The sequence below is a fragment of the uncultured Microbacterium sp. genome (assembly GCF_947489255.1).
In the GTDB taxonomy this organism is placed as follows: Bacteria; Actinomycetota; Actinomycetes; order Actinomycetales; family Microbacteriaceae; genus Microbacterium; species Microbacterium phycohabitans.
In genome coordinates, this window is record NZ_CANLCY010000002.1 from 278,365 (window position 1) to 297,489 (window position 19,125).

Sequence of the window (19,125 nt, forward strand, 5' to 3'; positions counted from 1 at the left end):
TTTCACCCCGGGGCGTTCGGCGTTTTCGCGGCGACGCGGTCACGGGGCGGCGCGCGGGTGTGCGACCCTTGTTGCTGCGGTTCTCCGGCGTGCGGGGAACCGGTGAAGGAAACATGAGCGACCAGACCGCCTCGACCCCGGATGCCATGCCATCCCGCTCCCGCGCATCCCGTTCCCGCGCATCCTCCGAACCTCGTCGCCGGGGCTGGGGCTCGTTCCTCCGCGACCTCGTCGTGATCGTCGTCATCGCGCTGCTGGTGTCGTTCCTGGTCAAGACGTTCGTCGTGCGGTCGTTCTACATCCCGTCGGCGTCGATGGAGAACACGCTGATGATCAAGGACCGGATCCTGGTCGATGAGCTCACCCCGAAGTTCGGGGAGTATTCGCGCGGTGACGTCGTGGTCTTCCGCGACCCGGGCGGATGGCTCGACAACGCACCGGCGCAGGAGCGGTCGCCCTTCGTCGAGGGCGTCGACTGGGTCCTGTCCCTCTTCGGGCTCGCCGCGCCCGACAGCGACGACCATCTCATCAAGCGGGTGATCGGAACGCCCGGTGACCACGTCGTCTGCTGCAACGCCCTCGGCCAGACGTCGGTGAACGGCGTCCCGATCGACGAGACCTACGTGCGACTGTCTCCGGGGGCGACTGCTCCGGAGCCGGTGCCGTACGACGTCACCGTGCCGGACGACTCCCTGTGGGTGCTCGGCGACAACCGCAACAGTTCGCGCGACTCTCGCTTCAACCAGGCGCAGCCCGGGCAGGGCTTCGTGCCGATCGACAACGTCGTCGGCCGTGCCTTCGTCATCACCTGGCCCTTCGACCGGTTCGGGCTGATCGACTTCCACCACGAGGTGTTCGCGGGGGTTCCCGCGCCGGGGGAGCAGTGATCGAACCCACCCTCACCCTCGAGCGCCGGCTGCTCAAGCAGCACGCGATCATCATCGCGTGCGACGAGGTCGGTCGCGGGGCGTTGGCGGGTCCCGTGGCCGTCGGCGCGGCCGTGATCGACCCGGCCCGATCCCGCAAGCGGGTACCTGCGGGACTGCGGGACTCGAAGCTCGTGCCCGAGGCACGGCGCCCGGAGGTGGCCGCCCGCGCGGCGGCGTTCGTGCAGCACAGCGCGGTCGGGTGGGCGAGTTCGGTCGAGGTGGACGAGATCGGCATCATCCGCGCCTTGGGGCTCGCGGCCGTCCGCGCGATCGCGGATCTGCGTGCGCACGGCGTCGTGCCCGAGGAGGCCCTCGTCATCCTCGACGGCAACCACGACTACATCACGCCCGCGGGGGAGCCCGGATTGACCGTCCGTCCGGTCATCAAGGCCGACCGCGACTGCGCGAGTGCCGCCGCGGCATCCGTCATCGCCAAGGTCGCGCGCGACACCCTCATGACGGGGCTTCACGACGACCTGCCCGCGTACGGGTGGGCGCGGAACAAGGGCTACGCGAGCCTCGACCACCGCGAAGCCATCTCGGTGCACGGGATGAGCATGCACCACCGCCATTCGTGGGCGATCGCGGCGGCGCCGACGCTGTTCTGACCAGCGCCGTTGCACCTCGCGCCGTGCGGGCCCGGGCTGTCGAGAGACCCGCTCTCTTCGATCCGCATCGTCGTTGTCCGCGCCGCGGCCGGGGCCGCTCTGTCGGAGTCTGGGCTGTTCCGGCCTGGGCACTTCGGGCTGCGCCCCTCGAGCGTGCTCCGGCGGACGGACGCGCCCGGGCGTTCGGCGCCGTGCTGCTGCCCGCGCGTCCCGCGCCTAGGATGGGAGAACCATGGATGACGACGTCTTCGAGGACTACGACCGCGAACTCGAGCTGGCCCTGTACCGCGAGTACCGCGATGTCGTGCGCCAATTCACCTACGTGATCGAGACCGAGCGTCGGTTCTACCTCGCGAACGACGTGAACGTCGTGCGCCGCGACACCGAGCACGACTTCTACTTCGAGATCTCGATGACCGACGTGTGGGTGTGGGATATCTACCGCGCCGACCGCTTCGTCAAGTCGGTGCGCGTGCTGACGTTCAAAGACGTCAATGTCGAGGAGCTCTCGCGCCACGACTTCCAGCTGCCCGACGAACTGTCGCTCGACAACTGACGGCTCCTCCCCAGCGCCGCTGCGACGCGATCTCTCCACCGATGAGGCGTCGAGCTCCACGGGCGGGATGAGCCGGATGCCACGCTCTCGGGCATGGCAGCGAAAGACGACCTCGGCAAAGCCGGAGAAGACCGCGCCGTCGCGTATCTGATCGGCGACGGCTACCGCATCCTGGCGCGCAACTGGCGATGCCCGCAGGGCGAGATCGACGTCGTGGCGGAGCGCGACGGGACGCTCGTCGTGGTCGAGGTGAAGACCCGACGCAGCGAGGACTATGGTCACCCGTTCGAGGCGGTCGACAGACGCAAGGCCGAGCGCCTCTGGCGGTTGTCGATGGCCTGGCTCTCCGAGCATCCGCAGCACGCACGGGGGCGACGCCTGCGTGTCGACGTGATCGGTCTCGTGGGCGACGATCCCGCTCACGCGCGCCTCGAACATCTCGAGGACGCCCTGTGACCGTCGCGCGGACGTGGGCCGTGGCACTGACGGGACTGCGTGGCGACCTCGTCGAGGTGGAGGCCGACGTGTCGTCGCAGACGCCCGAGTTCGCGATCATCGGCCTGGCCGACAAAGCCCTGGGCGAGGCCGGCCGCCGGGTGCGCAACGCGTGCACCAATCGCGGTCTCGACCTGCCCAAACGGCGGATCACCGTGAACCTCTCCCCGGCGAGCCTGCCCAAGCGCGGCTCGGGCTTCGACGTCGCAATCGCCGTGGCGGCCCTCGCCACCTCCGTGCGGATGGATGCCGCCCATGTCGCCGACACGGTTCACATCGGCGAGCTCGGGCTCGACGGGCGGTTGCGCCCCGTCGCCGGGGTTCTCCCCGCTGTCGTGGCCGCTCGCGCCGCCGGGCGCACACGTGTGGTCGTCCCGACGGCGAACGCGGCCGAGGCCGCTCTGGTGGACGGGCTGGAGGTGTTCGCGGCCGTCTGTCTCGCCGATGTGGTGCGGTGGCACGGCGGCCGCAGCGAAGCGCCCGATCTCCCCGCCGTCGACCTGCCAGGGGCGGCCGAGCCGGCCGACGTCGCCCTCGAGCTGGCGGACGTCGTGGGCCAGCGTGAGGCGGTCGACGCCCTCGTCGTGGCGGCAGCGGGCGGACACCACATCCTCATGAGCGGGCCGCCGGGTGCCGGCAAGACCATGCTCGCTCGTCGGCTGCCCGGCATCCTCCCGCCCCTCGACGACGATGCGGCGCTCTCCGTGGCGTCGGTGCGTTCGCTCTCCGGCGAGACCGTGACCCGTCTCTCGCGCGTTCCGCCGTTCGAGAGCCCCCACCACGGGGCGACGGCTGCGGCGCTCATCGGTGGGGGCTCCGGCGTGATCCGCCCGGGCGCGATCGCGAGGGCCAGCGAGGGCGTTCTGTTCCTGGACGAGGGCGGGGAGTTTCCGGCCTCGGTTCTGGACGCCCTCCGTCAGCCTCTCGAGAGCGGAGTGATCCAGGTGCATCGCTCCGGCGTGGCGGCGACCTACCCGGCGCGGTTTCAACTGGTGGTGGCGACCAATCCTTGCCCATGCGGGCAGTACGGCGTCCCGGGAGGGACGTGCGAGTGCGCCCCGCAGGCCATCCGACGCTACACGCGGCGCCTGTCCGGGCCGCTGCTGGACCGCATCGACATCGACCTCCGTCTGCAGCGCGTCTCGTCGGTGCGCCGAGACGACGCGGGGGCGATCGTGACGACGGCTCATGCCCGGTCGGTGGTGGCGGAAGCGCGCGCCCGCGCTGCGCGGCGCTGGAAGGAGACCCCGTGGCGTCGGAACGCAGACGTCCCCGGCACCTGGCTGCGTGGACCCGCCGCGCCGAGCTCCGACGTGCTCGCCCCACTCGATCTCGCCCTGCGGCGAGGCGCGTTGACGTTGCGCGGGTACGACCGCCTCATGAGGGTGGCCTGGACGGTCGCAGACATCGCCGGACATGACCGTTTGGAGGCGTCCGACGTCGGTCGAGCGCTCTATCTGCGACGGGGAGCGAGCGCTTCATGAGCACGCTGGATCTGTCCGAGGGGTCCGCTCGCGAAGCGATCGAGGGTCTGCGCGGCGGCGGGGGCGTCGTCTCCGATCCGGTCGAGGTCTACGCGCGAGCGGTGTGGAGCGTGCTCGTCGAGCCCGGCGACAGCGAGGCGGGGGTCCTGATCGCGGCCGTCGGAGCCGCCGCGGCTCTGCGTGTCGTGATGGCGGGCGGCGGTGACGCCCTGGATCGAGCGCGATCGAGATGGATGCCGAGACTGCAGCCGTCGGCTGTCGCCGCCGCTCTCGACGCGGCTCGGCGGTGCGGAGCTCGCCTCGTGGTCCCGGGAGACGACGCGTGGCCCTCCCGCATCGACGATCTCGAGGCGCACGCGCCGGTCGCTCTGTGGAGGCGTGGGCGCGGGACACCTCCGGATGCCCCCGCGGTGGCTCTCGTGGGGGCGCGTGCCGCGACCGCATACGGCGAGGGCGTCGCAGCCGATCTCGCCGCCGAGCTGGCGGCGACGGGTGCCGTGGTGATCTCCGGCGCCGCGTACGGCATCGATGGCGCATGCCACCGCGGCGCGCTCTCGACCGGGGGCGGGACGGTGGCATTCCTGGCCGGTGGGGTCGACCGCCCGTATCCCCGTGGACACGAGGGCCTGCTGGAACGGATCGCGGCAACCGGGGCCGTCTGGAGCGAGACCCCGTGCGGGGCGGCGCCGACCAAATGGCGGTTCCTCAGCCGCAACCGTCTCATCGCGGCGATGGCCGACGCCGTGGTCGTCATCGAGGCCGGCTGGCGAAGCGGGTCCCTGAACACGGCCGGTCATGCCGCGATGCTCGGCAGGCGGCTCGGAGCGGTACCCGGCCCGATCACCAGCGCGGCGTCGGCGGGATGCCACCGGGTGCTGCGCGAATTCGACGGCGTGTGCGTGACGTCGGCGGCGGACGTCCTCGAGATGCTCGGCGCGGGAGTTTCTCCCCAGAGCGCCGGCGAGAGCCCGGTCGACGGCGCGAAGACGGATGACACCACGAGGCTGTTCGATGCGCTGTCGCCACGGTCGGCGAGATCGGTCGAGGACGTCGCCCGACGAAGCGGGCTCGCGCGTGACGACGCCGCCGTCCTGCTCGGATTCGCCGAGCTGGAGGGTCGTGCCGTACGCGACGACGACGGCGCGTGGCGGTCGGTGACGCGGGGGAGTGGTCGTCCGTGACACGGGGGTCGACACGGCGCCACTGCGCGGTGCGCCGGACCGGGGTGGAGAGCATCCTCGACGAGGGGCCGCCCGGTCGCGACCCGGGCTCGGAAGCTCACCGCGCGTCTGCCGCGGCTCGAGGCGGGCGGGGGGCAGAGTGGGAGCGTGCGCACATCCGCGGTGGTCGAGGGATATCTGTCCCACCTCGCGGACGTGCGCCGACTCTCGCCCGCCACCGTGCAGGCTTATCGCTCCGATCTCGAAGACCTGGTGCGGGCCCTGGACGATCCGCCGATCTCCGACATCGAGGTCGACCATCTCCGCGAATGGCAATGGCGCGCCGCGCAGGCGGGGAAGAGCAGAGCCACCGCTGCCCGCCGCACCTCGACGGTGCGCGGGATGTTCGCCTGGGCGGGCGAGGTCGGCCTCGTCACCGTCGACCCCTCGCAGCGCCTCGTCTCGCCCAAGCGCGGGCGCACGCTCCCCGCGGTGGCCACGCGCGATGCCCTCGCGGAGGTGCTCGACGCCGCGGCCGCGTCGGCGAAGGAGGGCGACGCCATCGCCCTCCGGGATCACGCCCTCCTGGAGCTTCTCTACGGATCGGGGGCGCGCGTCTCGGAGGCCTGCGGACTCGATCTCGACGACATCGATCATGAGCGGCGCACGCTCCGACTGCGGGGCAAGGGCGACAAGGAGCGCGTGGTTCCGTTCGGCCTGCCCGCGGAACGCGCCCTCCAGGCCTACCTCGTCCGCGGCCGACCGGTTCTTCGCGCGCGACAGGAAGCGCCAGAGTCCGGGGAGGGTTCCCGCACGTACCCGGGACGCGCCGACACGACGAGAGGCCACGGTGATGACGACGTGTCCGCCCGGTCCGTCAGGGGCGGAGCGTTCACCGGCACGGGCCGGGACGCACGGGCCGTGTTCCTCGGAGCGAAGGGTGCGCGTCTGGGTCCTCGCGCCGTCCACGCGCTCGTGTCGCGCACGGTGGGTCCGCGATTGGGAGCGGAGGTGCTGGGTCCGCACGCGCTCCGACACTCCGCCGCCACCCACCTGCTCGACGGTGGCGCAGACCTGAGGGCCGTGCAGGAGATCCTCGGTCACGCGAGTCTCGGAACGACCCAGATATACACCCACGTCTCGGCGGAGCGGCTGCGCGAGGCATATCGTCTGGCGCACCCGCGCGCGTGAGCACGGTAAGCCGGACGACCGGCGTGCCCGGCGGCCAGTGTGGCGGGCGGTCGGCGTGAGCGTCAGCGGTGCGTGCCCTCCGCTCGCTCCGGCCGGAGTGGCCGGCCGTCGGAGCGAGCCGTGAGCGGTGCGTGTGATCCGCCGAGCTGGTCCGGGTTCAGGGCGGTCGACGTCGTCCGTCAGCCGATAGGGCCCTCCGCTCGCGCCGGTCGGCCGGTCGGCCGGTCTGGCAGTCGGTGTCGCGTGTCAGCAGTGGCTGCCCTCGATCGCGTCGGCTGGCGTGTGCAGCCGCGCAGCCCGTACCGTGGGACCGTGTCGTCCCGTCGAATCGCCGCCGCCGCGGCAGGTGCATTGGTCGTCTGCGGTGTGCTCACGGCCTGCGCGATGCAGCCGCAACCGGTCGAGACGCGACTTCCGCCCGGGTACGACGCGTCGAGCGCGTCCCCGGCGGCATCCGTCCCGTCGCCCACGGTCGTGACGCTCTCGCCGACGCCCGACGCGGACGCGACGTCCGCACCGCTGGTCACCGTCGTTCCCTCGCCCTCGACCCCCGGGGTCGACCCGGGTGCGCTCTCGTGCGGAGACGGGGGGAGCCAGAGCGTCTCCGGCGCCGAGCAGTCCGTGCGCGTGATGGGCACATGCGCCGAACTGACCGTGTCGGGCTCGGCTGTCACCGTGGATGCCTCCGGCGCGACCATCGGGACGCTCCGCGTCTCGGGCGACCGCGCGCGCGTCGTCGCCGCCGGGATCGACATGCTGGTCGTGCAGGGCAACGACGGCTCCGTCGAATCCTCGGGTGGGATCGGGAGCGTCGACCTCAGCGGTGACCGTACGACGGTGCAGGCGGCGGGAGCGATCGCCGCGGTCACGGTCCGCGGGCAGGACAACGTCGTGCGCGCCCCCGGTGGCGTCGGAACGACGACGGTCGAGGGCCGCGGCAACCAGATCGGGTGACGCCCGCGCTCACGGGGTGCGGGTCCCGTCGTTCGGCGTCGCCCACGAGCAGTCGCCGCAGGGGCTGGCTGCGGCATCCTGCAACGCGCCCCTGAGACGCCGGCCGCGATTCAGCAGCATGGAAGCAGCACGGCCCGGGGTACGCCGTCCAGGAGGCGCAGCGGGTTGACGTACTCGCCGTCGAGGCGGACGCCCAGGTGCACCGCTCCCGACGGGGTGTGACCGCCCTCGGCGACCGTCGCGATCCGCTGACCCCGGGTGACCCGGTCGCCGACCCTCAGGTCCGAGGAGACCGGTTCGACCGAGCCCACGAGGCCCCCGCCGAAGTCGACGGTCAGCACACCCCGTCCGGCGACAGGCCCGACGAAGGCCACGGTCCCGTCAGCGGGCGAGCGAACCTCCGCGCCCGCGAGGTCGATGCCCCGGTGGCCCGGACCGTAGGGCCGCGCGGGCGCCTCCCATCCGCGCACGATGCGCACCGGGGTGACCGGCCACACCCATCCGCTGTGGGCGAGCGGATCCGCGTCCACCCCGCGCGCCGGGGCCGCGGCGCCGACGAGCGCTGCGCCGAACGTCAGGATCACCACGATCACGTCGAGAGCGCGCCGCGCGAAGGGGAGGGCCATGCCCGGGAGTCTGGTCCTTCGTGCGAGGCCGGCGAGGCGGCGACGGCCGAGATGGGGACGGTCGCGTCCGCGCACGCGGTGGGGAGGAGGCGTCCTGTATGCTGGGGGACGCGTCCCGCATGTCGGGATGACTCCGCGTGCCCATTGCGCACCGCGTCGATCTGCGGATCGGCGCACCGCGCGGCATCCACACCCCATGGTCCTCCGCTCCGGCGGGTGGCGGGTGTGCGCCGGGTACCAGGCTCGTCAGACGGTCCGTCTGGCGCGAACAACCACAACCACGGCGTGAAAGCGCCCAGAAACAGGAGTACGACCATGGCCGTCGTCACCATCCGCCAGCTGCTCGACAGCGGCGTTCACTTCGGACACCAGACCCGCCGGTGGAACCCGAAGGTGAAGCGCTTCATCCTGACCGAGCGCTCGGGCATCCACATCATCGACCTGCAGCAGTCGCTCGGCTACATCGACAAGGCGTACGAGTTCGTCAAGGAGACGGTCGCGCACGGCGGCACGATCCTCTTCGTCGGCACCAAGAAGCAGGCGCAGGAAGTCCTCGCCGAGCAGGCGACCCGCGTGGGCCAGCCCTACGTCAACCAGCGCTGGCTCGGTGGCCTCCTCACCAACTTCCAGACGGTGTCGAAGCGCCTCGCCCGTATGAAGGAGCTCGAGGAGCTCGACTACGAGAACCCGGCCGAGAGCGGCTTCACCAAGAAGGAGCTCCTGCTCAAGAAGCGCGAGCTCGACAAGCTGCACAAGTCGCTCGGTGGTATCCGCAATCTGCAGAAGACCCCGTCGGCCATCTGGGTCGTCGACGCCAAGCGCGAGCACCTCGCGGTCGACGAGGCCAAGAAGCTCGGCATCCCCGTGATCGGCATCCTCGACACGAACGCCGACCCCGACGAGTTCCAGTACCCGATCCCCGGCAACGACGACGCGATCCGTTCGGTGAGCCTGCTCACGCGCATCATCGCCGACGCCGCGGCCGAGGGCCTGATCCAGCGCCACCAGCCCGCCGGTGAGGAAGAGGCCGCCGAGCCTCTCGCCGAGTGGGAGCGCGAGCTGCTCGAGACCCCCGCCGAGACCACCGAGGCTGCGACCGAGTCGGCTGACGACAAGGCCGGCGCCGAGGCCCACGACGAGGCCGTCGCCGCCGAGTCGGGCGAGTCCGCGACCGAGGTCGCCGACGCCGAGGCCACCGACAGCAAGTAAGCCGCGCGACGCGCGACACCTCCGGGTGGCACACGCGTCACCCGCACAGGCTACGATCCGGCGGGGTCGTGACCGTCCCTCCACGGGACGATGACACGGCCCCGCCGGGCTCACATCTAGAACGCAAACGACAAGGAGACCGCCACACCATGGCAAACTTCACGATCGCCGACATCAAGGCGCTGCGCGAGCAGCTCGGCACCGGCATGGTCGACACCAAGAAGGCGCTCGAAGAGGCTGACGGCGACGTCGAGAAGGCCGTCGAGATCCTGCGTCTCAAGGGTGCGAAGGGCAACGCCAAGCGCGCCGACCGTTCGACGAGCGAGGGCCTCGTGGTCGCTCGCGAGAACGCCGGCTCGGTCACGCTGCTCGAGCTCGCCTGCGAGACCGACTTCGTCGCCAAGAACGAGCGCTTCATCGCTCTGGCCGACAAGGTCGTCGACGCGGCCGCCGCCGCCGGTGCCGACTCGGTCGAGGCCGCTCTGGCCGCCGACGCCGAGGGCACGTCCGTCGAGCAGCTCATCTCCGACGAGGCCGCGATCATCGGCGAGAAGGTCGAACTGCGTCGCGTGCGCACCATCTCGGGCGACAAGTTCGAGGTCTACCTGCACAAGACCAGCAAGGACCTGCCGCCGCAGGTCGGTGTCGTGCTCGCCTACACCGGTGACGACGCCGAGACCGCTCGCAGCATCGCGCAGCACATCTCGTTCGCGAACCCCTCGTACCTCACCCGCGACGCCGTGCCCGAGGCCGACGTCGAGAAGGAGCGCGAGATCGTCACCGAGATCTCCCGCAACGAGGGCAAGCCCGAGGCCGCCCTGCCGAAGATCGTCGAGGGCCGCGTGAACGCGTTCTTCAAGCAGGTCGCCCTGCTCGACCAGGACTACGCGAAGGACAACAAGCTGTCCGTCGCCAAGGTCGCGTCCGACGCCGGTCTCACCCTGACCGACTTCGCCCGCTTCAAGGTCGGCGCGTAAGGCTCAGACAGGCTCAGGGCCCGTCATCAGGCCCGGGATGCCACGGCATCCCGGGCCTTTTCCCTGCCCGGCGCCGCTTCGGACGCGCGCCGGAAACGCGCGGGGGATAGTTTGTTCAAGACGAGAGGACACCACACGTGATCGATGAAGCCACCAAGCGCCGCCGAGTTCTGCTGAAGCTGTCGGGGGAGGCGTTCGGCGGGGGCCAGTTGGGTGTCAACCCCGACGTGGTCAGCCAGATCGCCCGGGAGATCGCCGAGGCGGTGGACCGGGTCGAGATCGCGATCGTGGTCGGCGGCGGCAACTTCTTCCGCGGCGCCGAGCTCAGCCAGCGCGGAATGGACCGCGGTCGCGCCGACTACATGGGCATGCTCGGAACGGTGATGAACTCCCTCGCCCTCCAGGACTTCCTCGAGCAGGCGGGAGCCGCCACGCGCGTGCAGTCCGCGATCTCGATGACCCAGGTCGCCGAGCCCTACATCCCGCGCCGCGCGGTGCGTCACCTCGAGAAGGGGCGCGTCGTGATCTTCGGTGCGGGTGCCGGACTGCCCTACTTCTCCACCGACACGGTCGCAGCCCAGCGCGCGCTCGAGATCGGGGCCACCGAGGTGCTGGTCGCCAAGAACGGCGTCGACGGCGTCTACACGGCGGACCCGCGCGTGGACCCCGACGCGACCAAGCTCGACCACCTCACCTACAACGACGCGCTCCAGAAGGGCCTCAAGGTCGTCGACTCGACCGCGTTCAGCCTCTGCATGGACAACGGCATCGACATGCGCGTGTTCGGCATGGAGCCGGCCGGCAACGTCACCCGCGCCCTGCTGGGCGACGAGATGGGAACGCTCGTCACCGCGTGACGCGCCGCGCGGGCCCGGGGAGCCGGGCCCGCGCGCGACTAGAGTGGGAAGTCAGTTCCAACGAATGGAGTCACCGTGATCGCCGATGTCCTCGCCGATGCCGGAGCGCGTATGGATCGCGCCGTGGAGGCCGCCAAGGAGGACTTCGCGACCGTCCGCACCGGACGCGCGAACCCCCAGATGTTCCAGAAGGTCCTGGTCGACTACTACGGGTCGCCCACTCCTCTCGCCCAGCTCGCGTCGCTGAACAACCCCGAGGCGCGCACCCTCGTCATCAACCCCTACGACAAGTCCGCGTTGAAGGCCATCGAGCAGGCCATCCGCGACATGCCGAACCTGGGCGTCAACCCCACCAACGACGGCACCATCGTCCGCGTCACCATGCCGGAGCTCACCCAGGACCGCCGCAAGGAGTACGTGAAGATCGTGCGCGGCAAGGGCGAAGACGCCAAGGTGCAGGTGCGCAACCTCCGCCGCAAGGCGAAGGACGACCTCGACGCGCTCAAGAGCGATGTCGGCGAGGACGAACTGGTCCGGGCCGAGAAAGAGCTCGACGCCGTCACGCGCACGCACGTCGATCTGATCGACGAGGCGCTCAAGCGCAAAGAGGCCGAGCTCCTCGAGGTCTGATCCGAATGCCCGACGCCCCTGAGATCGGCGACGCCGAGCCGGTCGACCCGCCCGACCTCGGTCGGGTCGATTCGGCGCGCCGTCCGACGACGGGCGAAGGGGTCACGGCCATCGAGTCGCAGCTTCGCGCCATGCGATCGGATGCCGAGCAGCACATCGCGCACGCGCGTGCGGAATTCGATCAGGCCAACGAGCGTCTGAAGCAGCGCACGGGGCGCGACCTGATCGTCGCCACGCTCATCGGCGTCGCGATCGGTGCGATCGTGATCGCCTCGCTGATCTTCGTGAAGTGGGCCTTCGTCCTCTTCGCCGCGGCGGCGATGGTGCTGGGTGTGGTCGAGTTCAGTCGCGCCCTGCAGGTGGCCGGCCGTCGGGTCGACGTCGTCCCGCAGCTGGTCATGGGATTCGTGCTGCTGTTGAGCGGGTTCTTCCTCGGCGCCTGGGTGCACTGGATCGCCGTTCTGGCCGCGGTCGTCGTCGTCGTGGTGTGGCGGCTCGTGGCGCAGCTGTTCGCGGGTGACGGGCGAGCGCGGATCGACGTCATCGGCGACGTCCTCGTCGCCGGTTTCGTGCAGCTCTACGTCCCGTTCCTCACCAGCGTCGCCATGATCCTGCTCGCTCAGCCGCGCGGGGAGTGGTGGGTGCTCGCGTTCATCATCCTCGCCGTCGCCGCTGACACGGGGGCCTACATCTCGGGCCTCACGTTCGGCCGGGGTGGGCGGCATCCGATGGCTCCTCGCATCAGCCCGAAGAAGACGTGGGAGGGCTTCGCCGGCGCGTGCGTCGCGGCTCTCGTCGCCGGGGCGCTCCTGGCCGTGTTCATGCTGCAGGTGCCGTGGTGGGCCGGGCTCATCTTCGGCGCCGTCGTCCTCGCGACAGCCACCGTGGGCGACCTCGGCGAGTCCATGGTCAAGCGCGACCTCGGCATCAAGGACATGAGCTCCTGGCTCCCCGGACACGGGGGAGTGCTCGATCGGCTCGACTCGATCCTGCCGTCGGCGACCGCCGCCCTGGTGATGTTCTATCTGCTCGCCCCGTTGGGAGTGTCATGACCGAGACCCCGATCCACGACGAGGTCGCCGCGACCCCCTTCCCCGAGGCGTCGGGGCGCACCAAGGGGTACGAGAAGCGTGCCGTCGACGCGTTCCTCGCCCGCGCGCGGGACGCCTTCGAGGCCGACGAGGCCGGCGTCCTGCGGTCGTCTGAGGTTCGAGCGGTGTCGTTCCCCCTGGTGAGGGGCGGCTACGCCGTGGCATCCGTCGATGCGGCCCTGGGCCGGGTCGAAGACGCGTTCGCCGCGCGCGAGCGCGAACACGCGCTCTCGCGACTCGGTGCGCGCGCCTGGGTCGCCGAGACGCGCGACACCGCGCAGGTGGTGCTCGACCGTCTCGGACGGCCGCGCCGACAGCGCTTCGAGCGGGTCTCGCTGCTGCACTACGGCTACCGGGTCGACGAGGTCGACGTCGTGGCCGACCGCGTCGCGCGCTACCTCGCCGCGGGCGATCCCGTGACGCCCGACCAGGTGCGCGCCGTCGCGTTCCGCATGCAGCGGGGCGGATACCGCGAGACGCAGGTCGACGCGGTGCTCGACGCCGTCGTCGAGGTCATGCTCGCCGTCGGATGAGGCCTCAGGATGACACCCGCGCCGACTCGTCGGTAGACTCGGCCGCACTGTGACTGCTGGCTCGGAACTCTCGCGTAGATCGTCGGACCGCGTCGCCCGTCGGGGCGTCGGGTCGGTCGACGTGATCCCCCCGGCTCTTCCGCGCCGCTCGGCACCGCGCTGGTCTCGTCGTCGGGGCGTGGTGGGCGTGTTCGGGGCGTGCGCGGCGGTGCTGTTCGCCGCCGCCTACGTCGGGCCGATGGGCGCCGCGCTCTCGCCGGCGCAGGCCGAGGAGCCGCACACCGTCACCCTGTACGCCGAGGGCCTCGACGACGCGCAGGCCGTGTCGACGTCGGGCGAGAAGCAGGCCCCCGACCTCCAGCGCTCGAGCTACAACGTCTACGTCAAGCCGAAGCCCACGCCGACGCCGACTCCCACGCAGACCCGCAGCAGCGATTCGGGCTCGTCGGCCGGCGACAGCGGCAGCAGCGGTGGTGGCGGACCGCTGTACTACTCCGGTGGGGGAGCGCCCGCGGAGTGGATGGCGGCCGCCGGCATCTCGGATGCCGACATGGGCTACGTCGACTACATCGTCAGCCGCGAGAGCGGCTGGAACCCGAACGCCACGAACCGTTCCTCGGGCGCGTGCGGTCTCGTGCAGGCCCTGCCCTGCAGCAAGGTCCCCGGCAACGGCTACGACCCCGTCGACAACCTGCGCTGGGCGACCGGGTACGCCACGGGCCGCTACGGCAGCTGGGCGGGCGCGTACGCGTTCTGGACGAGCAACCACTGGTGGTGAGCGGCATCCATGCCCCGCTCCCGTAGACGCCGCCCCGATCCGGGTCGCGGCGACGATTCGCTCGATCGTCTGATCGCCGGGTGGAAGCGCACCGAGTTCAAACGCGGCGCCGAGTGGACGGTGCAACCGATCTCGGGGCCGCAGGCCGTGAAGGACTACATCTGTCCCGGGTGCGGACGCACCGTCAGCGCCGGCACCGCCCACCTCGTCGTCTGGCGCGCCGACGGCGTGCTCGGAGACGCCGCCGACCTCGCCGCCCGGCGGCACTGGCACACGCACTGTTGGAGGATCGCCTGATGGAGATTCGCGGACCCGTTCTGCTCCCCGCCCGCCGAGAGGACATCGAACTGCGCACGGTCGACGACCTGACGCTCGTCGGCGAGCTGGCCCTCCCTCTCGATCGCGATCCCGTGGCGACGCTCGTGACGTTGCATCCGCTGCCCACGGCCGGCGGGTTCATGGACTCGCACATCCTGCGGAAGGCCGCCGGGCGGCTGCCCGCCCTGGCCGACCTCGCCGTGCTCCGCTTCAACACCCGCGGCACGACCTCCCCGCGGGGAACGAGCGAGGGCACGTTCGACGGCGGCGCGAACGAGTGCTTCGACGTCGCCGCAGCGGTTGACCTCGTCCGCGAGCGCGGGCTTCCTCGCCCGTGGCTGGTCGGCTGGTCGTTCGGCACCGAGCTCGCGCTGAAGTACGGCCGCGATCACGACATCGAGGGCGTCATCCTGCTCTCGCCCCCGCTTCACCGCGCGACCGCGGACGAGGTCGCCGGGTGGTCGGCGGACCGCCGCCGGATGGTGATCCTCGTGCCCGAGTTCGACGACTACCTGCGCCCCGCCGAGGCTCGTGAGCGCTTCTCGTCGGTTCCGGATGCCACGCTCATCGCGGTCGAGGGCGGCAAGCACCTGTGGGTCGGGGAGACCCAGACGCGCCGTGTGCTCACGGAGATCGTCGCGGCGGTCAACCCCGACGCCCTGCCGCTGCCCACGGAGTGGGACGACGACGCCGAGAGCTGAGCTCAGCGTTCGTTCTGCCGCGGGATGATGACCTCGCGGTAGATGATGAGGATGCTCGCGGCCACCGGGATCGCGATGAGGGCGCCGAGCAGGTTCAGCAGCGCCCCACCGGCCAGTGCCGAGATGACCACGACCGATCCCGGCACCGAGACGGCGCGGTTCATGATGCGCGGGGAGATGACGTAGGCCTCGATCTGCATGTATATGAGGTAGTAGATCGCCGCCACGAGGACCGCCCACGGGGGCGTCCCGAGACCGGGGATGAGGCACGCGAGCACGATGATCGTCGAGCCCGTCAGTGTGCCGACCAGCGGGATGAGGGAGAAGAAGAACGCGATCACCGCGAGGACGGCCGGGAAGGGCGCTCCGATGATCGACAGGAGGATCGCGCTCAGCACACCGTTGATCACGCCGAGGCTCACCTGCCCCATGACGTAGTACCCGACGGAGTCGGTGATCTTCTCGGCGAGTTCGATGAAGCGCGCCCTCTTCGAGGCCGGCACGAGCTGGTACACGGCCGACTTGAGCGACGGAGTGGATGCCGTGAAGTAGATCGTGAGGATCAGCACGATGAAGGCGCCGCCCAGGCCCGCCGCCACGGCGCCCGCGCCGGTGAGGAGGCTGTTGCCCACGATGGTGGAGATCGATCCGACGTCGAGCGTGCTGAACCAGTGCTGGACGCCGAGCCACAGCTCGTCGATCTTCAGCCACGGGAGCGTCTCGGACGCCCACTGCTGCACTTGCGCGACGATCTCGTTCCAGCGGCCCGGTTGGAGCAACTGCTCGATCTGGGAGACCAGCTGAGCGATCTGACTGACGATGACGGGTACGACCATGAACACGATGCCGGCGAACACCCCGAGCACGGCGAGGATCGTCAGCAGCACCGCCGCCCAGCGCGGCAGGCCGCGGCGCTCGAGGAACGACACCACGGGGTCGAGACCCAGCGACAGGAACAGCGCCGTTCCGACGTAGAGCAGGATCGTGGACAGGTTCTGCACGCTGCCGATGAGCAGCAGGCCGACGCCGACGCCGAGTGTCGCCAGCAGCGCCACCCGGAAGGGATTGTGGATCTTCATGCCGAACGACTCCCGCCTCAGCCGGGCAAGCACGCCCGTCTGGTCAGGATAGTGACCGCGCGGGGCCGCATCGGCAAGGCGCGAGCCTCGCCGCGAACTTTCAGCCGCCCTCGGATAGTCTGAAACGTCGATTCTTCGGTGGCGCCCGAGCTGCCGGTGGGGATGGTGTGAAGCGTGAGATTCGTCTGGGCCGTGGTGGCGTTCGTCATCGCCGCCGCCATGATCGGTGCCGGGATCGCTCAGCGCACGGTCTTCCAAGGTCCATCCGAGACCTCGAAGACGGTGCAGACCGAGGGGACCGCGGCGTACACGCTGATCGACGGTTCGGTGCTCACGAGCGTGCCGGGGGCGCAGACGCTGCGCGTCGAGGGCGACGGGGAGGTGTTCGTCTCGTACGGACGCACCGCCGACCTGAAGGCCTGGCTCGCCGACGTCGACTACACCTCGGTGACCGTCGACGGTGAGGGTGCGGTGCAGACCGCCGACCAGGCGCCGACCGTGACGCCCACCTCCGACGCCGCCGCGGGGCGGAGCCCGATCGACAACGACCTCTGGCTGGACGAGTTCGAGCAGACCGGATCGCTGTCGACCACGTTGCAGCTGCCCAGCGACATGAGCGTGCTCGTGGCCTCCGACGGCACGGCCCCCGCCCCTTCGAACGTCAGCGTCACGTGGCCGATCGACGACTCGACCCCCTGGGCGGGCCCCCTCATCGTCGGTGGCGGTATCGCCCTGCTGGCGGGCCTGGTCCTCTACCTGCTCGGCATCCGGCACGTGCGTCGCTCGCGGCGTCCGCGTCGTAAGGGGCTGCCCCTGCCGGTCACCGAGCCGATCTCGATCGCCGAGTCGGACGCCGCTGCCGACGCCGCATCGAAGGGTGTCGTCAGCGAGAGCCCCGCACGCCGCACGACCGGCTCCCGTGGACGACGCGCTCTAGTTGCGATACCCGCCCTCGGCGTCTCGGTCGCGTTGCTCGCGGGATGCTCGGCAGACGCATGGCCGCAGTTCGCGGCATCCGAGACTCCGAGCCCGACCCCCACGGTCGTCGTGCCCGAGGGGCAGTTCCCGCCCGCGGTGACCGAGGCCCAGGCCGAGCGGATCGTTTCGCGCGTGTCGAGCACGGTCGCCTCCGCCGATGCAGCCCTCGACCAGAACGCCGCCGCCGAGCGCCTGTCGGGACCCGCGCTGGCGGAGCGCGCGACGAACTACACGCTGCGCGCGGCGCTGCCCGACCGCCCCGCCCTGCCGGCGATCCCCGCGGAGCCCGTGCAGATCACCCTGCCGCAGACCACGGGAGCCTGGCCGCGTACGCTCATGACGGTGGTGGAATCAGCGGATGCCGCGACCCCGACGACGACCATCATGATGATGACCCAGCAGACCCCGTGGGACGACTACAAGGCGTCGTACGTGGGCAACCTCGAGGCGTCCACCAACCTGCCCGAACTCGCGGCGCCGTACGTGGGCGCGACGCAGGTGCCGCCGGACTCCTCGTTCCTCACCCTCGCTCCCGAGAAGGTCGCGGCGGCGTACGCCGACATCATCAACAACGGCGAGAACAGCACGTCGGCCGCGCTGTTCGACACCGCGAACGATCTGCTGCTCTCGGCGATCCAGGACAACAAGACCAAGCGCACCGACGAGCTCAACCAGACGGGTGCCGGAACCGCGGAGATCAGCTTCGCCGCCTCGGCGGGGCCCGCCGCCCCCATCGCTCTCGCGACGCTGGACACCGGCGCGATCGTCGCCGTGAACGTCTACGAGAGCGACACGGCGAAGCCCACCAACGCCGACGCCGTCATCAAGCTCGACAACAACCCGGCCGTCAAGGCCCTGACCGGTGTCGACCAGTCCGCGACAGGCTTCACCACGACCTATTCCGACCAGGTGTTCTTCTACGTGCCCAGCCAGGGTTCCGACGAGAAGATCCGCCTGCTCGGCTACCGTTCCAGCCTCCTCGAAGCGAAGGTGTCCCCGTGAGCACTCCCGCCCCCGGCTCCGTGATGCGCGGCGCCGTCGACCTCTCGTCGCTGCGCAACCGCCCCGCCGCCCCCGCCGCGCCCGCGGCATCCGGGACTCCCGCCGACGGTGCAGCGCCCACCGGCGCTCTGCCCCTGGTGTTCGATGTCACCGACGCGACGTTCGGCGAGGTGCTCGAGCTCTCGCGCACGGTCCCCGTCGTCATCGACCTGTGGGCCGAGTGGTGCGGCCCCTGCAAGCAGCTGAGCCCCGTGCTCGAGAAGGTCGTCACCGAACTGGGCGGCCGCCTCGTGCTCGCGAAGGTCGACGTCGACGCCAACCCGCAGCTCGCTCAGGGCTTCCGGGCGCAGTCGATTCCGATGGTGCTCGCGCTCGTCGCGGGCCAGCCCGTGCCGCTGTTCACCGGGGCGGTGCCCGAGCAGCAGGTGCGCGACGTGTTCGCGCAGCTGCTGCAGCTCGCGGCCCAGCACGGCGTGACCGGCACCGTGCCCGTCGGCGACGCGACCGATGCGGCTCCCGCCGAGGAGCCCCCGCTGCCGCCGCTGCACGCCGAGGCGTTCGCCGCGATCGAGGAGGGCGACTACGCCCGGGCGATCACCGCCTACGAGAAGGCCCTCGCCGAGAACCCGCGCGACGCCGACGCGCGCGCCGGCCTCAGCCAGGTGCGACTGCTCGACCGTGTTCAGGGTGCCGATCTGCAGGCGGCCCGCGCGGCAGCCGCAGCCGACCCCTCGGGTGTCGAGGCCCAGTTCGTCGTCGCCGACCTCGACGTCGTGGGCGGACACGTCGACGACGCCTTCGGCCGTCTGCTCGACCTCTTCGCGGCCCTGCCCGTCGACGAGCGCGCCCCGGTCCGCGAGCGCCTGCTCGAGCTGTTCGGCATCGTGGGCGACGACGACGCCCGCGTGGTGCGGGCTCGCGCGCGTCTGGCATCCCTTCTCTTCTGATCCGATCGACGAACGACGGCCC

The 19,125-nt window shown here is 70.9% G+C and carries 21 protein-coding genes; 19 read left to right on the forward strand and 2 right to left on the reverse strand.

Going from position 1 to position 19,125, the window contains the following annotated elements; genetic code table 11:
* The first annotated feature begins 113 nt into the window (after nucleotides 1-113).
* The 8 genes from lepB to Q0818_RS05295 all read left to right on the forward strand — a co-directional run bounded on the left by lepB (nucleotide 114) and on the right by Q0818_RS05295 (nucleotide 7,377).
* Nucleotides 114-887: a signal peptidase I gene (gene lepB / locus Q0818_RS05260; RefSeq protein WP_298872326.1), complete on the forward strand. Its 774-nt coding sequence runs from the start codon at nucleotides 114-116 to the stop codon at nucleotides 885-887.
* Entirely contained in the window at nucleotides 884-1,537 is a 654-nt protein-coding gene (locus Q0818_RS05265; RefSeq protein ID WP_298872328.1) for a ribonuclease HII, read from the forward strand. The genes lepB and Q0818_RS05265 overlap by 4 nt, the downstream gene beginning before the upstream one ends.
* 232 nt (nucleotides 1,538-1,769) lie before the next feature.
* Nucleotides 1,770-2,093, forward strand: coding sequence for a DUF2469 family protein (locus Q0818_RS05270; RefSeq protein WP_055836674.1), 324 nt, complete (start codon nucleotides 1,770-1,772; stop codon nucleotides 2,091-2,093).
* Nucleotides 2,094-2,186: 93 nt separating this feature from the next.
* A complete protein-coding gene (locus Q0818_RS05275; protein WP_298872331.1) occupies nucleotides 2,187-2,549 on the forward strand; it encodes a YraN family protein in 363 nt (120 codons plus the stop codon).
* Nucleotides 2,546-4,072: a YifB family Mg chelatase-like AAA ATPase gene (locus Q0818_RS05280; RefSeq protein WP_298872333.1), complete on the forward strand. Its 1,527-nt coding sequence runs from the start codon at nucleotides 2,546-2,548 to the stop codon at nucleotides 4,070-4,072. Before Q0818_RS05275 ends, Q0818_RS05280 begins: the two co-directional genes overlap by 4 nt.
* Nucleotides 4,069-5,253, forward strand: coding sequence for a DNA-processing protein DprA (gene dprA / locus Q0818_RS05285; RefSeq protein WP_298872337.1), 1,185 nt, complete (start codon nucleotides 4,069-4,071; stop codon nucleotides 5,251-5,253). The genes Q0818_RS05280 and dprA overlap by 4 nt, the downstream gene beginning before the upstream one ends.
* A 147-nt stretch (nucleotides 5,254-5,400) precedes the next feature.
* Nucleotides 5,401-6,423: a tyrosine recombinase XerC gene (locus Q0818_RS05290; RefSeq protein WP_298872339.1), complete on the forward strand. Its 1,023-nt coding sequence runs from the start codon at nucleotides 5,401-5,403 to the stop codon at nucleotides 6,421-6,423.
* Nucleotides 6,424-6,735: 312 nt separating this feature from the next.
* Nucleotides 6,736-7,377 carry a DUF3060 domain-containing protein gene (locus Q0818_RS05295; RefSeq protein ID WP_298872341.1) on the forward strand — a complete coding sequence of 214 codons (642 nt, stop codon included), beginning with the start codon at nucleotides 6,736-6,738 and terminating at the stop codon, nucleotides 7,375-7,377.
* Nucleotides 7,378-7,487: 110 nt separating this feature from the next.
* Here the strand turns inward: Q0818_RS05295 and Q0818_RS05300 are convergent, their stop codons facing one another.
* Complete coding sequence (locus Q0818_RS05300) at nucleotides 7,488-8,003, reverse strand: M23 family metallopeptidase (protein ID WP_298872343.1); 516 nt, start codon at nucleotides 8,001-8,003, stop codon at nucleotides 7,488-7,490.
* Between the two features lie 315 nt (nucleotides 8,004-8,318).
* Between Q0818_RS05300 and rpsB the strand changes: the two genes are divergently transcribed.
* The 9 genes from rpsB to Q0818_RS05345 all read left to right on the forward strand — a co-directional run bounded on the left by rpsB (nucleotide 8,319) and on the right by Q0818_RS05345 (nucleotide 15,097).
* Nucleotides 8,319-9,212 carry a 30S ribosomal protein S2 gene (gene rpsB, locus Q0818_RS05305; protein WP_298872345.1) on the forward strand — a complete coding sequence of 298 codons (894 nt, stop codon included), beginning with the start codon at nucleotides 8,319-8,321 and terminating at the stop codon, nucleotides 9,210-9,212.
* A 149-nt stretch (nucleotides 9,213-9,361) separates the two neighbouring features.
* Complete coding sequence (gene tsf, locus Q0818_RS05310; RefSeq protein ID WP_298872348.1) at nucleotides 9,362-10,189, forward strand: translation elongation factor Ts; 828 nt, start codon at nucleotides 9,362-9,364, stop codon at nucleotides 10,187-10,189.
* Nucleotides 10,190-10,326: 137 nt separating this feature from the next.
* Complete coding sequence (gene pyrH / locus Q0818_RS05315; protein WP_298872351.1) at nucleotides 10,327-11,046, forward strand: UMP kinase; 720 nt, start codon at nucleotides 10,327-10,329, stop codon at nucleotides 11,044-11,046.
* Nucleotides 11,047-11,121: 75 nt separating this feature from the next.
* Entirely contained in the window at nucleotides 11,122-11,676 is a 555-nt protein-coding gene (gene frr, locus Q0818_RS05320) for a ribosome recycling factor (RefSeq protein ID WP_076675969.1), read from the forward strand.
* Nucleotides 11,677-11,681: 5 nt separating this feature from the next.
* Nucleotides 11,682-12,728, forward strand: coding sequence for a phosphatidate cytidylyltransferase (locus Q0818_RS05325; protein WP_298872355.1), 1,047 nt, complete (start codon nucleotides 11,682-11,684; stop codon nucleotides 12,726-12,728).
* Nucleotides 12,725-13,300 (forward strand): DivIVA domain-containing protein, encoded by a 576-nt coding sequence (locus Q0818_RS05330; RefSeq protein WP_298872358.1) that lies wholly within the window; start codon nucleotides 12,725-12,727, stop codon nucleotides 13,298-13,300. The genes Q0818_RS05325 and Q0818_RS05330 overlap by 4 nt, the downstream gene beginning before the upstream one ends.
* Nucleotides 13,301-13,478: 178 nt before the next feature.
* Nucleotides 13,479-14,078, forward strand: a complete 600-nt coding sequence (locus Q0818_RS05335; RefSeq protein WP_366943113.1) for a transglycosylase SLT domain-containing protein — start codon at nucleotides 13,479-13,481, stop codon at nucleotides 14,076-14,078.
* A 9-nt stretch (nucleotides 14,079-14,087) separates the two neighbouring features.
* Nucleotides 14,088-14,375: a hypothetical protein gene (locus Q0818_RS05340; RefSeq protein ID WP_298872361.1), complete on the forward strand. Its 288-nt coding sequence runs from the start codon at nucleotides 14,088-14,090 to the stop codon at nucleotides 14,373-14,375.
* Nucleotides 14,375-15,097: an alpha/beta fold hydrolase gene (locus tag Q0818_RS05345; RefSeq protein WP_298872365.1), complete on the forward strand. Its 723-nt coding sequence runs from the start codon at nucleotides 14,375-14,377 to the stop codon at nucleotides 15,095-15,097. The genes Q0818_RS05340 and Q0818_RS05345 overlap by 1 nt, the downstream gene beginning before the upstream one ends.
* A gap of 2 nt (nucleotides 15,098-15,099) precedes the next feature.
* Here Q0818_RS05345 and Q0818_RS05350 read toward each other — a convergent pair whose 3' ends face one another.
* Entirely contained in the window at nucleotides 15,100-16,176 is a 1,077-nt protein-coding gene (locus Q0818_RS05350; RefSeq protein ID WP_298872367.1) for an AI-2E family transporter, read from the reverse strand.
* Between the two features lie 174 nt (nucleotides 16,177-16,350).
* Here Q0818_RS05350 and Q0818_RS05355 point away from each other — a divergent pair, with 174 nt between their 5' ends.
* Both Q0818_RS05355 and Q0818_RS05360 read left to right on the forward strand, forming a co-directional pair.
* On the forward strand, nucleotides 16,351-18,156 hold the full coding sequence (locus Q0818_RS05355) for a glycosyl transferase (RefSeq protein ID WP_298872369.1): 1,806 nt from the start codon (nucleotides 16,351-16,353) through the stop codon (nucleotides 18,154-18,156).
* Nucleotides 18,153-19,103: a tetratricopeptide repeat protein gene (locus Q0818_RS05360; RefSeq protein ID WP_298872372.1), complete on the forward strand. Its 951-nt coding sequence runs from the start codon at nucleotides 18,153-18,155 to the stop codon at nucleotides 19,101-19,103. The genes Q0818_RS05355 and Q0818_RS05360 overlap by 4 nt, the downstream gene beginning before the upstream one ends.
* The last annotated feature ends 22 nt before the right edge of the window (nucleotides 19,104-19,125 follow it).

Coding starts and splice junctions, on each gene's coding strand:
- lepB (WP_298872326.1), top strand. CDS start 114: ATGAGCGACCAGACCGCCTCGACCCCGGATGCCATGCCATCCCGCTCC.
- Q0818_RS05270 (WP_055836674.1), top strand. CDS start 1,770: ATGGATGACGACGTCTTCGAGGACTACGACCGCGAACTCGAGCTGGCC.
- Q0818_RS05275 (WP_298872331.1), top strand. CDS start 2,187: ATGGCAGCGAAAGACGACCTCGGCAAAGCCGGAGAAGACCGCGCCGTC.
- dprA (WP_298872337.1), top strand. CDS start 4,069: ATGAGCACGCTGGATCTGTCCGAGGGGTCCGCTCGCGAAGCGATCGAG.
- Q0818_RS05300 (WP_298872343.1), bottom strand. CDS start 8,003: ATGGCCCTCCCCTTCGCGCGGCGCGCTCTCGACGTGATCGTGGTGATC.
- rpsB (WP_298872345.1), top strand. CDS start 8,319: ATGGCCGTCGTCACCATCCGCCAGCTGCTCGACAGCGGCGTTCACTTC.
- tsf (WP_298872348.1), top strand. CDS start 9,362: ATGGCAAACTTCACGATCGCCGACATCAAGGCGCTGCGCGAGCAGCTC.
- Q0818_RS05325 (WP_298872355.1), top strand. CDS start 11,682: ATGCCCGACGCCCCTGAGATCGGCGACGCCGAGCCGGTCGACCCGCCC.
- Q0818_RS05330 (WP_298872358.1), top strand. CDS start 12,725: ATGACCGAGACCCCGATCCACGACGAGGTCGCCGCGACCCCCTTCCCC.
- Q0818_RS05340 (WP_298872361.1), top strand. CDS start 14,088: ATGCCCCGCTCCCGTAGACGCCGCCCCGATCCGGGTCGCGGCGACGAT.
- Q0818_RS05345 (WP_298872365.1), top strand. CDS start 14,375: ATGGAGATTCGCGGACCCGTTCTGCTCCCCGCCCGCCGAGAGGACATC.
- Q0818_RS05350 (WP_298872367.1), bottom strand. CDS start 16,176: ATGAAGATCCACAATCCCTTCCGGGTGGCGCTGCTGGCGACACTCGGC.